A 13,640-nucleotide genomic window follows, 5' to 3' on the forward strand; every position below is an offset into this window, starting at 1 on the left:
TTTCCCACCCACCCACCCGACTCGGTCAGTGGACAGGTGAACGTCGAGCGGGCCCGCCTGCGGCGCCGCCCCGCAGGGAGCGGGACGCCGTAGCGGATTGCGCGGCTCCGCCACGCGGGCACGGCCCGCCCCCTCGGTCAGCGCGCGTAGGGGCACTGAGAGATCCCCCCACGCGCGTCGCCGTAGGGGCGCTGGGGGGCACCACCCCCGGGCCGAAGGCCGGGGAGCACCGGGCCGAAGGCCGGGGAGCACCCGGGCCGAAGACTGGGAGGGCACCCGAGCCGAAGACCGGGGAGGCGCCCCCGGCCGAAAACCGGAAGGACACCCCCAGCCGAAAACCGGAGAGGCACCCCCAGCCGAAAACCGGAAGGACACCCCCAGCCGAGGACCGGGGAGGGGCTGCGGGATCAGTCGCCGTGGGGCCGTGGGCGGGCGCTGGGTCGGTTGGCCGTTGGCTGTCGGTCGTCGGCTACTGGTCGTCCCCGGAGGGGTGGTGCGCCGGGATCGGCGGGAGGTCGCCCGTCGTCTCGTACGCCGTGAGCATGTCGATGCGGCGGATGTGCCGCTCGCCCTCGGAGAACGGCGTGTTCAGGAAGGTCTCGACGAACTTGGTCGCCTCGTCCTGCGTGTGCATGCGCGCGCCCACCGCGACGACGTTCGCGTTGTTGTGCTGTCGGCCGAGCGACGCCGTCTCCTCGCTCCAGGCGAGCGCCGCCCGCACGCCCTTCACCTTGTTCGCGGCGATCTGCTCACCGTTGCCGGAGCCGCCGATCACGATCCCGAGGGAGCCGGGGTCCGCCGCCGTCCGCTCGGCCGCGCGGAGGCAGAAGGGCGGGTAGTCGTCGTCCGCGTCGTAGATGTGGGGACCGCAGTCCACGGCGTCGTGGCCCGCCGCCTTCAGCCATTCGACGAGGTGGTTCTTGAGTTCGAAGCCCGCATGGTCGGAGCCGAGATACACGCGCATGGGATGAGTGTGACATGAGCGGGAAGACGCGGCAGGGGCGGGGCCGCAGAGCGCAAGGACTCCCGGAAATTGTGAGCGAAACTACAGAACCTCAGGAAAACCTCAAGTAACGATCTGGATTCAAAGGTTCAGGAATCGGTCCACCTCCGTTTCACTGGACCGACTCGTACGCCGCTCGTACGAGAGCCCGCTCACCCGGCGCAAAGGATTCCCCCCATGACTGGCACCGGTCCCCAGGACGGTCTCCAAGCAGGACTCAAGAACCGCCATCTGTCGATGATCGCCATCGGCGGCGTCATCGGCGCCGGCCTCTTCGTCGGTTCCAGTACCGGAATCGCCACCGCAGGTCCCGGCATCCTGTTGTCGTACGCGCTCGTCGGCACGCTCGTGGTGCTGGTGATGCGGATGCTCGGAGAGATGTCCGCCGCCAACCCGACCTCCGGATCGTTCTCCGCGCACGCGGACCGCGCGCTCGGCCGCTGGGCCGGGTTCTCCATCGGCTGGCTGTACTGGTTCTTCTGGGTGGTGGTGCTGGCGGTCGAGGCCACCGCCGGCGCCACGATCCTCCAAGGCTGGGTCCCGGCCGTACCGCAGTGGGGCTGGGCGCTCATCGTGATGACGGTGCTCACCGCCACCAACCTGGTCTCCGTCGGCTCCTACGGCGAGTTCGAGTTCTGGTTCGCCGGCATCAAGGTCGTCGCGATCGGCGCGTTCATCGTCGTCGGCCTGCTGGCGGTGCTGGGCGTGCTGCCCGGTGTGCACGACGACTGGGCGAGCTTCTCCAACCTCACCGGCCACGGCGGTTTCCTGCCGCACGGGCCCGGCGCCATCCTCACCGGCGTCCTGCTCGTCGTCTTCTCCTTCATGGGCAGCGAGATCGCCACCCTGGCCGCCGGCGAGTCCGAGGACCCGCAGCGCGCGGTCACCAAGTCCACCAACAGCATCATCTGGCGGATCGGCGTCTTCTACCTCGGCTCGATCCTCATCGTCGTCTCGCTGCTGCCGTGGAACGACCCGTCCATCAAGGAGAAGGGCTCCTACGTGGCCGCCCTCGACTCCCTCGGCATCGCGCACGCCGGTCAGATCATGAACGTCATCGTGCTGACGTCCGTGCTGTCCTGTCTCAACTCCGGCCTGTACACGGCCTCCCGGATGGCCTTCTCGCTCGGGCAGCGGGGCGACGCCCCGAAGGCGTTCGCGCGGACCACCGCGCGCGGGGTGCCGATGACCGCGATCGTCGCGTCCGTGCTGTTCGGGTTCGTCGCCGTCTTCTTCAACTACAAGTTCCCGGACTCCGTCTTCCTCTTCCTCGTCAACTCCAGCGGCGCGGTGGCCCTGTTCGTCTGGCTGGTCATCTGCTTCTCGCAGCTGCGCATGCGGAAGATCATCCAGGCCGAGGCGCCGGAGAAGCTCGTCGTGAAGATGTGGCTGTACCCGTACCTGACCTGGGCGACGGCCGGTCTGATCGTCTTCGTGCTGGGGTACATGCTGACCGACACGGAGGGCGAGAGCAGCGGTCGTACGACGGTGCTGCTCTCGCTGCTGGTCGCGGCGGTGGTGGTCGTGGTCGCCGTGGTGAAGCAGAAGGTGGCCGGCGGCCGTGCGGACGAGGCGGTCGCGGAGCCCGCCGACCGGGTGTCCGTCGGCTGATCCTCACAGCGGGGTGAAGCTGTCCTTCACCCTCTCGTACGTCCGTACGGCCTGGGCTTCGACCGCCGGCTGGTACCAGGTGTTGATCTGGTACGACTTGCCGCCGGCGTCGAAGCCCAGCAGCCGTGCGTGCCAGGGGGTGCCCCGGAGGGTGAAGGTGTACTCCCAGAGCACCGCCGGGTGGCCGCGGAAGGTCGTCCCGGCGAGCCGGAGCTTGGTGTAGTCCTGGCCCTGGTGGGCGCTGCGTTCGGAGGCGGTCCAGGTGTCCAGGAGGTCGCCGCGGGCGAGGGAGGACTTGGCGACGATTTCCTGGCGGCCGTCGGGGGAGGTGTAGTGGACCTCGGCGCCCGTCTTCACGTCCCGGCGCCAGCCGGTGGGGGGTGCCCATGCGTAGCCGCCGGCCTCCTCGTGGGTGCCGGGCGGGAAGGAGCGGGGGCGGGCCGTGCCCGCCACGGTGGCCGAGGGGTCCGTGGTGGCCGAGGGGGTTGGTGAGGTGCCGGTCGCTGTGTCCTTGTCGCCGCCGCCTGTCGTGGTGGTGAGGAGGACGGCGAGGGCGGTGGTCACGGCGGCGATTCCCAGTACGGCGAGGAGAGTTGTGGGTCGGGGGGCCTTGCGGGGGTGGGGCGCTGCGGGTGCGTCGTGGCTGGTCGCGCCGTTCCCCGCGCCCCTTTCGGGGCGCTTCAGCTCGGGGCGTCGCAAGGGGGGACCCGTCTGAGGACGGCCGGGGAGTGTCGGGCCCGTCGGACTGCCCGACGGGGTCTTGGAGCGGGGTTCCGAGGCTGCCCCCGTCGGCGCGCCGAACGACCGGGCTGTGCGCACCTGCGTCGGCGGTGCGTCCTGCGGTGTCGGTGCGTCCCGCGGTGTCGGTGGGTGTGGCAGGCAGGTGGGGGTGCGGCGTTCGACGGGGGCCGGGTGGGCCACCGGGCGCAGGTGCCGTTCCACCTCCTCCAGGCCGGGGCGTGCGGCCGGTTCCTTCTCCAGGAGGGCTGCCAGAAGGCCGTGCAACGGACCTGCCGTGGCCGGGAGTTCGGGTTGCTCGTAGAGGACGGCGTGCAGGGTGGCCAGGGTGGTGTCGCGGGCGAAGGGAGAGCGGCCGCCGAGGGCCGCGCACAGGGTCGCGCCGAGTGACCAGAGGTCGGACGGCGGCCCCTGCGGGCGGCCGGAGACGCGCTCGGGCGCCATGTAGTCGGGAGAGCCGACGAGCATGCCGACCATGGTGAGCGCCTTGGCGTCCTGGATCGCGGCGATGCCGAAGTCGGTCAGGACGACCCGGCCGGCGGTGTTCTCGACGAGCACGTTCCCGGGTTTGATGTCGCGGTGCAGCACTCCCCCGGCGTGCACCTGGCGCAGTGCCGCCACCAGGCCGAGGCCGATCCGGGCGGCCGCGCGGGGGCTCAGCGGCCCCTCCTCGGCCATGATCCACTCCAGGGAGCGGCCGTTCACCAGCTCCATGACGATCCACAGGCGTTCGCCCTCGTCGACGACGTCGTAGACCCGGACGACGTTGGGGTGGTCGATCCGGGCGGTGGCCCTGGCCTCGCGCAGGGTGCGTTCGCGGCGGGTGCGGGTGTCCTCCGCGTCGAGGCCGTCGATCCGCATCTCCTTGACGGCTACCTGCCGGTCGAGCATCTCGTCGGCGGCCCGCCACACCCGCCCCATTCCGCCCTGCCCGATGCTCTCGGCCAGCCGGTAGCGGCCGGTCACCAGCAGCCCGGACACCCCGCCCTGCCCCACGTTCTCCGGATTCCCCGGATTCCCCGAATCACCGGGACTCCCCCGGCTCTCCGCATCAACTGAATTCCCTGAATTCGCTGATTTCGCTGATTTCGCTGAGTCATCCGCATTCCCCGGCAATTCGCCGCACCCCCTCAACGACCGCCCCTGCCGGCACCCAATGGTCACACTTACGGCCTTACCAGCATAGTGCGGGGAAATCTTGTGGTACCTCTTCAAGTGACCGCGAATTCAGGCGCGGTCCAGGGGGTTGCAAGGGGGGCGAACATGAGTTCTCGTCGTAGGGCCCGGCGGTTCACCGCGGTCACCGGGTCGCTGGTCGCGGCAGCCTTTTCCGCCGCGCTGGTCCTGCCGTGCACGGCCGCCGCCGACGACCAGGGACCGGCCGGCGGAAGCGGAAAAGGGGGAAAGGCGGTCGACCGGGCACCGGCGGGTGTGCGGCTGACGACCACGCTGCCCGCGAAGATCTCGGTCGACAACAGTTCGGGGAAGACGGCGATCACCGCCACCGTCAAGAACGGGGGGACCAGGCGCAGCGACGGCATCCGGTTGCTGGTGGTCGGTTTCGGTGGTCTGAAGGTCAACGCCGTGCGGGGGTGCGACGCCGTCGCCGCGAAGGACCGGCCGGCCGGTTCGAACAGTGCCTTCAGCTGTCCCGTGGGCCCGCTCGGCGCGGGCAGGTCGGCGTCCTATGCCGTGGACGCCACGTTCGACCTCGGCGGGTCCGGGAAGATCTGCCTGCCCGTGCAGAGCGCGGACGGGAAGAAGACGTTCTGGCAGCAGGGCCCGGTGCCGTTCGGCACGACGAACCCGTCGCCGAACGCCCCGGCCACCCCGCTGCTGCTCGGCACCGACAACCAGCCGGTGGGGCCGGGCGGCGACCAGTTGCCGAAGACCGGGGCGGGCCGTGACGTGCTGCCGCTCGGCGCGGTGGGCGCGGCGCTGATCGCGGCCGGGGCGGCGGGGGTGCGGTGGTCGCAGCGGCGGCCGCGGCGGCCGTCGTAGCGCCCGGCACGACAGCGGGGCGCGGGGTGCCGACGCACCCCGGGCCCCGCTGCGGTCGGGCCGGGTCAGCGCTTGCCGACGAGCTTCCAGGCCGCGGGCACCGCGCCCATCGCCAGGGCCGCCTTCACGGCGTCGCCGATCAGGAACGGGGTGAGGCCGGCCGCGATCGCCGCGGACGCGGACAGGTCCGCGGCGTAGGCCAGGTACGGCACGCCGATCGCGTAGATGACCGCCTCGCCGAGCAGCATCGTGCCGGCCATGCGCAGCACACCGCGGTCGGCGCCGCGCCGGGCCAGGGCGCCGACGACGGCGGAGGCGAGCATCATCCCGAGGATGTAACCGAAGGAGACGGAGACGCCGGAGGTGCCGCTCGCGAACCAGGGCACGCCCGCGAGGCCGGCCAGCGCGTACAGGGTGAGGGAGAGCAGGCCGCGCCGGGCGCCGAGGGCGGTGCCGACGAGCAGGGCCGCGAAGGTCTGGCCGGTCACCGGGACCGGGGAGCCGGGCACCGGGACGGCGAGCTGCGCGGCGAGGCCGGTGAGCGCGGCGCCACCGAGCACGAGGGCCGCGTCGCGCACCCGGGACGCGGGCAGGAGGTCGGCGAGGACGGTGCCGGGGCGGGTCGGCGCGGCGGCGGTGGCGGTGCTCATGGGGACTCCGCGGGTGGGGTGGGCGGGCACGGACATCGTGACGCTATCCCGGCCGGTCTGAGCCGGACACGTCAGCGATCGACAAAGGCCGGAAGCGGCACGTGGTGGGCTCCCCACAAAGGATGCGGGTTACACCCGGTACGGGGTGACGCCGATCACGGAGGCAGAGATGTTTCCGTCACGTCAACGGCGTTGAACGAGCCTGTGGAGATCCCCCAATCGAATCCCAGTGGTCTGGTGGGATTCAAGGTTTCTGGCCTACCCTCTCGGACATGGTCGCCCAGTCCCTGAACCTCACGTCGCGTCGCTATGTCGACCTGCGGCGCCAGGGGGCTGCCACCTGTCGCCGTACGCCCTGAGGCAGCGCGGCGGGAGACCGGTCCGGCGCGCCTCGACGTCCGAGACGTGTCGGCCCCCGTTCCCGAGGACGGTTTCCCATGCCCCGTACCGCGGCACCCCCGCTCACCTCCTCCGCGCCCCGTGACCGGCGGCGGACCAGCGCCAGTGTGGTACTCCGCTCGGTGCTGGAGCACGGACCGGTCGCCCGGTCCACCATCGCCCGGCTGACCGGGCTGTCCCCCGCCTCCGTCACCGACTACTGCGCCCGGTTCACCGAACTCGGCCTGATCCGGGAGTCCGACACACCCCGGCGCGCCAAGGGCGTGGGCCGGCCGCACGTGCCGGTCGACCTGGACGACTCGCGGTTCGTGGTGGGCGGCGTGCACATCGCCGTGCCGTACACCACGGTCGCCCTGCTGGACCTGCGCGGCCGGGTCGTCGTACGGCGGGAGCTGAAGCACCGCTCCACCGACCCGCGCGCGGTGCTGGCGCGGGCCGCCGCGGGACTCGCCGCGCTGCTCGACGAGGTGCCCGGCGGCCGGCCGCTGGGCGTCGGCGTCGCCGTCGGCGGCTGGGTGGACCGGGACTCCGGGACCGTCGTCGAGCACCCCCTGCTGGGCTGGCGCGAGGTGCCGGTGCGCGAGCTGCTCGGCGCGCACACCGGGCTGCCGGTCCACGTGGACGGGCACGCGCGGGCGCTGGTCAACGGGGAGCGGCTGTTCGGCCGGGCCCGGGGCAGCCGGAGCGTGCTCCACCTGTTCGTCGGCAACGTGGTGGACGCGGCCTTCGCCACCGGCGACGAGGTGCACCACGGCCCGCGCTCGCAGGCCGGGATGATCGCGCACCTCCCGGTGCCGGGGAGCACCGAGCCCTGTGACTGCGGACGGGTCGGCTGCCTCCAGGCCGAGCTGGGCGAACGGACGCTGGTGCGGCGGGCGCGGGCGGCCGGGGTCGTCGCGGGGGCCAACCCGATGGACGTGCTCGCGGCCGCGCGGGCCGGCGACCCGGTGGCGGTACGGCTCGTGGTGGACCGGTCCCGGATGACCGGGCGCGCGGCGGGGCTGCTCCTCGACGTGCTCAACCCGGAGAGCGTCGTGGTCACCGAGGTCGGCGTGCTCTACCGGGAGGACTGCCTCGGCGCGCTGCGGGAGGCGGTGGGCGCGGAGCGGGCGGCCGTGGTCGCGCCGACCAGTTTCCGGGACTCGGTGCTGGCGGTGGCGGGCGGTTCGGTGGTCCTCGACGTGCTGTACCGGGACCCGTTGAGCGCCTCGGGTGCCGTGACTCCGGCGCCGTCACCAGAGCTTATTTAATTCAGAAACTCGGAATGTTGACAGCCTTCGCACACGGCAAGGAACATCCTTTCATGACCTGTCGCACCCTCTGTTGCTGACGTCTTGACGCGCCTCGGGCGCGCATTTCCCTCTGCGTGAGATCTCTTCCGCCGGCCTTCCGTCGCCGGGAATTCGCCCTGCCTTTCAGCTGCCTTGCGGCTGCTTTTCTCCCCGGAGCACTCCCATGCCTTCTGCGTCCTCCCCCGGCCTCGACCGCCGGCTCTTCCTGACCTCGCTGCTCGGCGCCTCGGCGGCCGTGGCCGGGCTGGGCGGCTGCGCGGGCGGCAGCGCCGCCGCCGACACCGCGGGCGCCTCGACCGCTCCGCTGGCCGACGAGGTCCCGGCCGGCACCAGCCTGAAGATCGCCTCCTATCAGGGCGTCCAGCAGTTGCAGTTCAAGCTGGCGAAGCTGCCCGCGCTGCCGTTCACGGTGTCGAGCTGGGTCAACATCGGAGCCGGCCCCGATGTCATCAACGCGTTCCGGGCCAAGTCCCTGGACCTCGCCAACAACGCGGGAATCCCGCCGATCCAGGCGCAGTTCCAGGGGTTCGCCGCGAAGATCGTGGCGATCAACATCACCCGCAAGCCGAACTACCTGTTCGCCACCAAGCCCGGCAGCGACATCCGCTCGGTCGCCGGGTTCAAGGGCCGGAAGCTCGCCTTCTCGCAGGGGCAGGCCCAAGGGGTCGTGCTGCTGCGGGCGCTCAAGGAGGCCGGGCTCGCCTACGACGACGTGAAGCTGGTCCCGCTGACCAGCAACCAGTTCCTCACCGCCCTGCAGTCCGGCCAGGTGGACGTGGCCCCGCTCGCCAACACCCAGGCGCCCGCCTACTTCCAGCAGTACGGCGCCAAGGGCGCGCACCTGATCACCACCGACGTCGTCGACCTGCTCAACCTGCTGTGGGCGCCGCAGGCGGTGCTGAACGACAAGGCCAAGGCCGCCGCGATCGCCGCGTACATACCGGAGTGGGCCAAGGGTCTGGTCTGGCAGTGGGAGCACCCGGACACCTGGAACGAGGAGTTCTACGTCAAGACCCAGAACCTGACCCTCGCGCAGGCCCAGGGCATCACGAAGCTCGCCAACAAGCCGCTGTTCCCGCCGAGCTGGGACGAGGCGGTCAAGTGGGAGCAGGAGACCGCCGACCTGCTGGCGGAGGGCGGGTTCGTGAAGAAGACCGACGTCTCCTCGCTCTTCGACCACCGCTTCGAGTCCCTCGCCGCGAAGGCCGTACCGGCGGAGTACCGGAAGTGACCGCCGTGACCACCGGCACCGTGCCGGTCACCGTGGCTCAGGAGGCGCACCGGGTCCGGCCGCGCCGCCGGCTCTCCCCCGGCCGCCGGCTGCCCGCCGCCCGGCTCGCCGGTCCGCTCCTCGTGCTCGCCGCCTGGGCGATCGCCTCCGCCGCCGGGCGGCTCGACCCCGGCGCGGTCCCGGCGCCCTGGACCGTCCTGGACACCGCCGTCCGCCTGTGGACCGCCGGGACGCTGCGCACCGACATCCTGACCTCGGTGGAGCGGGCCGGGTACGGGTTCGCCATCGGTCTGACCGCCGGGGTGCTGCTGGCCCTGGCCTCCGGGCTCAGCCGCACCGGCGAGGCGCTGATCGACGGGACCGTGCAGATCAACCGGGCGATCCCGACCCTCGGCCTGATCCCGCTGTTCATCCTCTGGCTGGGCATCGGCGAGACCTTCAAGATCGCCATTATCGCGATCGTCGTCTACATCCCGGTGTACCTGAACACGCACGCCGCGCTGTCCGCCATCGACAGCCGGTACGTGGAACTCGCCGAGGTGCTGGACCTGTCGCGGCTCCGGTTCGTCCGGGAGATCGTGATCCCCGGCGCGCTGCCCGGATTCTTCGTGGGGCTCCGGCTCGGCGTCACCGGCTCCTGGCTCGGCCTGGTCGTCCTGGAGCAGATCAACGCCACCAGCGGCCTCGGCTACATGATGTTCCAGGCCCAGAACTACGGGCGCAGCGACATCATCCTCGTCGGTCTGCTGATCTACGGCGTCTTCGGCCTGGTCTCCGACACCGTGGTCCGCCTGATCGAACGGAGGGTGCTGTCGTGGCGCCGCACACTGAGCAGCTGACCCGCCCCGCCGTCCGGCTCCGGGGCCTGACCCGGTCGTTCGGGGACCGCACGGTCCTCGACGGCATCGATCTCGACCTTCCCGCCGGGCAGTTCACCGCCCTGCTCGGGCACAGCGGATCCGGCAAGAGCACGCTGCTGCGGGCCGCCGCCGGACTCGACCACGGGGTCGTCGGCAGCGGGGAACTCACCGCACCGGAACGGGTGTCGGTGGTCTTCCAGGACTCCCGGCTGCTGCCCTGGCGCCGGGTGCTGGACAACGTGGTGCTGGGGCTGGACGGCAAGGACGCCCACGAGCGGGGCCGTGCGGCGCTGACCGAGGTCGGGCTCGCCGGCCGCGAACGGGCCTGGCCGGGCGAGCTGTCCGGCGGCGAGGCGCAGCGCGCCGCGCTCGCCCGCTCCCTGGTCCGCGAACCCGAACTGCTCCTCGCCGACGAGCCGTTCGGGGCGCTGGACGCGCTCACCCGGATCAGGATGCACCACCTGCTGCGCGAGCTGTGGAAGCGGCACCGCCCGACCGTGCTGCTCGTCACCCACGACGTCGACGAGGCGATCGTCCTCGCCGACCGGGTCCTGGTCCTGGAGAAGGGCCGGATCGGCGTCGACCTGACCATCGATCACAACCGCCCACGGGACGAGTACCGCACCCGCCTGCTCGCTGCCCTCGGTGTCACGGAGGACCCCGCATGACCCGCCGACTCCACCTCAACGCCTTCCTCATGAACACCGGTCACCACGAGGCCTCCTGGCGTCTCCCGGAGAGTGACCCCTACGCGCACGTCGACCTCGCGCACTACGTCGGGCTCGCCCGGACCGCCGAGCGGGGGACGTTCGACTCGCTCTTCCTGGCCGACGGGCCGCACCTGTGGGGCAGTGTCGCGCAGCGGCCGGCCGGGGCGCTGGAGCCGCTGACGCTGCTCACCGCGCTGGCGACGGCCACCGAGCACATCGGCCTGATCGCCACCGCCTCCACCTCCTACAACTCCCCCTACAACCTGGCCCGCAAGTTCGCCTCGCTGGACATCATCAGCGGGGGCCGGGCGGGCTGGAACATCGTCACCACGGCCGGGGCGGAGGCGGCCCGCAACTTCGGCGTCGACGAGGAGCCCGCGCACGCCGAGCGGTACGCGCGGGCCGCCGAGTTCCTCGACGTGGCCCTGAAGCTCTGGGACAGCTGGGAGGACGACGCGATCCTCGCCGACAAGGCGGCCGGCGTGTGGGGCGACGACGCCAGGATCCACCCGCCCCGGCACCGGGGCCGGTACTTCCGTGTCGAGGGCGCCCTCAACGTGCCGCGCAGCCCGCAGGGCTACCCGCTGCTGGTGCAGGCCGGGTCGAGCGAGGACGGCAAGGCGTTCGCGGCCCGGTACGCGGAGGCCGTGTTCACCGCGCAGCAGACCGTCGAGGAGGCGCGGGCGTTCTACGCCGACCTGAAGGCGCGCACGGCCGCGGCCGGCCGGGACCCCGACCACATCAAGGTGCTGCCGGGCATCGTCCCCGTCATCGGCTCGACCGAGACCGAGGCGCGGGCGCAGGAGCAGCTCCTGGAGGACCACATCGTCCACCGGCACGGTGTGACCAACCTGGAACGGCTGCTCCATCTCCCCACCGGCACCCTGGAGCTGGACGCGGAACTCCCCGCCGAGCTGCCGCCCGAGGACGCCATCGAGGGCGCCAAGAGCCGCTACACGCTGGTCGTCGCACTCGCCCGCCGCGAGCGGCTCACCGTGCGGCAGCTGATCGGCCGGCTCGGCGGCGGCCGCGGGCACCTGACCTTCACCGGGACGCCCGAGCAGGTCGCCGACGCGATCGAGACCTGGTTCACCCAGGGCGCCGCGGACGGCTTCAACATCATGCCGCCGGTGCTCCCCTCGGGTCTGGAGACCTTCGTCGACCACGTCGTGCCGATCCTGCGCGCCCGCGGCCTGCTGCGCACCGCGTACGAGGGCCGCCCCCACACCCTGCGGGAGCGCTACGGCCTGCCCCGCCCCGCCAACCAGTACGTCACTCCCGCACTCGCCACCGCCTGACGTCCCGAGAACGAGAAAGGACACCCCTCATGTCCATCGAGATCCGCAAGGTCACCGCGCACATCGGCGCCCAGGTCCTGGGCGTGGACATCGCCAAGCCGCTCGACGAGGAGCAGGTCACCGCGATCCGCGAGGCCCTGAACGTCCACAAGGCCCTGGTCTTCGACGACGTCCGCCTCGACGACGCGGGCCAGGAGGCCTTCGCCCGGCACTTCGGCGACCTCACCACCGCCCACCCGACGGTGCCCGCCGTGGACGGCGCCCCGAACGTGCTGCCCGTCGACAGCGAGCGCGGCCGGGCCAACCACTGGCACACCGACGTGACGTTCGTCCTGAACCCGCCCCAGGCCAGCACCCTGCGCTCCATCACCGTTCCCCCGTACGGCGGCGAGACCCTGATCACCAGCTCGGCCGCCGCCTACCGGCAGCTCCCGGAGCCGCTGCGGGCGCTGGCCGACACGCTGTGGGCGGAGCACACCAACGACTACGACTACGCGGTGCCGGACGAGGAGATCGACGAGGAGAAGGCCGCCCAGCGGGCCCAGTTCACGTCGATCAGGTTCCGCACGGTCCACCCGGTGGTCCGGGTGCACCCGCTGACCGGTGAACGCGGCCTGTTCATCGGCGGGTTCGCCCAGCGGATCGTGGGCCTGTCGAAGGACGAGTCCCGCCGGATCCTCGACCTGCTCCAGGCGTACGTCACCCGCCCCGAGAACATCCTGCGCCACCGCTGGTCCCCGAACCAGCTCGTCCTGTTCGACAACCGCATCACCCAGCACTACGCGATCGACAACTACGACGGCCTGCCGCGCCGCCTCAACCGGGTCACCGTCGCTGGTGACATCCCGGTCGGCATCGAGGGCAAGGAGAGCTACTCGATCGAGGGCGACGCCTCGCACTACACGTCCGTGGCCGAGTGACCACGGCGCGTCGAGACGCGCCGCGACCGTTGCCCCGCGAGGCTCCCACGTGCGACACGTGGGGGCCTCGCCCCTTGCCCCGTCCGACGTGTTGTTGCCGACCCCGGGGCAGGCGGACGAGGGGCAGCCCCCGCGAGGACGTGACTCGCGGGGGCTGCCCGTGCGGGACCGTGGTGCGCTCTACAGGTTGCTGAAGTCGGGGCCCTTGGTGCGGGTCCGCTTGATCTCGTAGAAGCCGGGGACGGAGGCGACCGCGAGGGTGCCGTCCCACAGGCGGGCCGCCTCCTCGCCCTTGGGGGCGGGGGTGACGACCGGGCCGAAGAAGGCGATCTGCTCGCCGTCGGGGCCGGGGACCGCGATGACCGGGGTGCCGACGTCCTGGCCGACCTTCTCGATGCCCTCCTTGTGGGAGGCGCGCAGCTGGGCGTCGAACTCGAAGTCCTCCTGGTCGGCGTAGTCGATCAGGTCGGCGGGCAGGCCGACGTCCGCCAGCGCGCCCGCGACGGCCTCCACGGTCGGGCCCTCGCCGTTGTTGTGGATGCGGGTGCCGAGCGCGGTGTAGAGCGGGCCGAGGATGTCGGAGCCGTGCTTCTGCCAGGCGGCGGTGACCACCCGGATCGGCTTCCACGCCTTGGTCTCCAGCAGCTCGCGGTACTCCTCGGGCAGCTCGTCGAGCTTGGGCTCGTTGAGGACCGCGAGGCTCATGATGTGCCAGCGGACCTCGATGTCGCGGACCTTCTCCACCTCCAGGACCCACCGGGAGGTCATCCAGGCCCACGGGCACAGCGGGTCGAACCAGAAGTCGACGGGGGTCTTGCCGGAGCTGGTCACGGTCTCGGACATGGTTCTCCTTGGAATACGGTCCTTTTCCAGCGGAAACACCGGCACCGGCCACCCCATTCCCGGATGCCCGCCGTCAGGGGCACG

Annotated in this window: 12 protein-coding genes; 8 read left to right on the plus strand and 4 right to left on the minus strand. The window is 71.8% G+C overall.

The window, feature by feature from the left end:
* Nucleotides 1–469 precede the first annotated feature (469 nt).
* Entirely contained in the window at nucleotides 470–964 is a 495-nt protein-coding gene (locus AB0M11_RS33925; protein ID WP_365711971.1) for a ribose-5-phosphate isomerase, read from the minus strand.
* Nucleotides 965–1,180: 216 nt separating this feature from the next.
* Here AB0M11_RS33925 and AB0M11_RS33930 point away from each other — a divergent pair, with 216 nt between their 5' ends.
* A complete protein-coding gene (locus AB0M11_RS33930; protein WP_365711972.1) occupies nucleotides 1,181–2,614 on the plus strand; it encodes an amino acid permease in 1,434 nt (477 codons plus the stop codon).
* Nucleotides 2,615–2,617: 3 nt separating this feature from the next.
* Here AB0M11_RS33930 and AB0M11_RS33935 read toward each other — a convergent pair whose 3' ends face one another.
* Nucleotides 2,618–4,348: a protein kinase gene (locus tag AB0M11_RS33935; protein WP_365711973.1), complete on the minus strand. Its 1,731-nt coding sequence runs from the start codon at nucleotides 4,346–4,348 to the stop codon at nucleotides 2,618–2,620.
* A 267-nt stretch (nucleotides 4,349–4,615) separates the two neighbouring features.
* Here AB0M11_RS33935 and AB0M11_RS33940 point away from each other — a divergent pair, with 267 nt between their 5' ends.
* On the plus strand, nucleotides 4,616–5,353 hold the full coding sequence (locus AB0M11_RS33940) for a hypothetical protein (protein ID WP_365711974.1): 738 nt from the start codon (nucleotides 4,616–4,618) through the stop codon (nucleotides 5,351–5,353).
* Between the two features lie 65 nt (nucleotides 5,354–5,418).
* Here AB0M11_RS33940 and AB0M11_RS33945 read toward each other — a convergent pair whose 3' ends face one another.
* Nucleotides 5,419–6,003 (minus strand): biotin transporter BioY, encoded by a 585-nt coding sequence (locus tag AB0M11_RS33945; protein ID WP_365711975.1) that lies wholly within the window; start codon nucleotides 6,001–6,003, stop codon nucleotides 5,419–5,421.
* 437 nt (nucleotides 6,004–6,440) lie between these two features.
* On the opposite strand from AB0M11_RS33945, the gene AB0M11_RS33950 reads away from it, so the two are divergent.
* The 6 genes from AB0M11_RS33950 (at nucleotide 6,441) to AB0M11_RS33975 (ending at nucleotide 12,713) form a co-directional block, all read left to right on the plus strand.
* Entirely contained in the window at nucleotides 6,441–7,652 is a 1,212-nt protein-coding gene (locus AB0M11_RS33950; RefSeq protein ID WP_365711976.1) for an ROK family transcriptional regulator, read from the plus strand.
* 205 nt (nucleotides 7,653–7,857) lie between these two features.
* A complete protein-coding gene (locus AB0M11_RS33955; RefSeq protein WP_365711977.1) occupies nucleotides 7,858–8,925 on the plus strand; it encodes an ABC transporter substrate-binding protein in 1,068 nt (355 codons plus the stop codon).
* Entirely contained in the window at nucleotides 8,922–9,764 is an 843-nt protein-coding gene (locus tag AB0M11_RS33960; RefSeq protein ID WP_365711978.1) for an ABC transporter permease, read from the plus strand. Before AB0M11_RS33955 ends, AB0M11_RS33960 begins: the two co-directional genes overlap by 4 nt.
* Nucleotides 9,740–10,453 carry an ABC transporter ATP-binding protein gene (locus AB0M11_RS33965; RefSeq protein WP_365711979.1) on the plus strand — a complete coding sequence of 238 codons (714 nt, stop codon included), beginning with the start codon at nucleotides 9,740–9,742 and terminating at the stop codon, nucleotides 10,451–10,453. The genes AB0M11_RS33960 and AB0M11_RS33965 overlap by 25 nt, the downstream gene beginning before the upstream one ends.
* Nucleotides 10,450–11,793 carry an LLM class flavin-dependent oxidoreductase gene (locus tag AB0M11_RS33970; protein WP_365711980.1) on the plus strand — a complete coding sequence of 448 codons (1,344 nt, stop codon included), beginning with the start codon at nucleotides 10,450–10,452 and terminating at the stop codon, nucleotides 11,791–11,793. The genes AB0M11_RS33965 and AB0M11_RS33970 overlap by 4 nt, the downstream gene beginning before the upstream one ends.
* 29 nt (nucleotides 11,794–11,822) lie before the next feature.
* A complete protein-coding gene (locus AB0M11_RS33975) occupies nucleotides 11,823–12,713 on the plus strand; it encodes a TauD/TfdA family dioxygenase (RefSeq protein ID WP_365711981.1) in 891 nt (296 codons plus the stop codon).
* Nucleotides 12,714–12,893: 180 nt separating this feature from the next.
* On the opposite strand, the gene AB0M11_RS33980 is transcribed toward AB0M11_RS33975, so the two are convergent.
* Nucleotides 12,894–13,556, minus strand: coding sequence for a DsbA family protein (locus AB0M11_RS33980; protein WP_365711982.1), 663 nt, complete (start codon nucleotides 13,554–13,556; stop codon nucleotides 12,894–12,896).
* Nucleotides 13,557–13,640 lie beyond the last annotated feature (84 nt).

This window comes from Streptomyces sp. NPDC051987 (assembly GCF_040680735.1).
Taxonomy (GTDB): Bacteria; Actinomycetota; Actinomycetes; order Streptomycetales; family Streptomycetaceae; genus Streptomyces.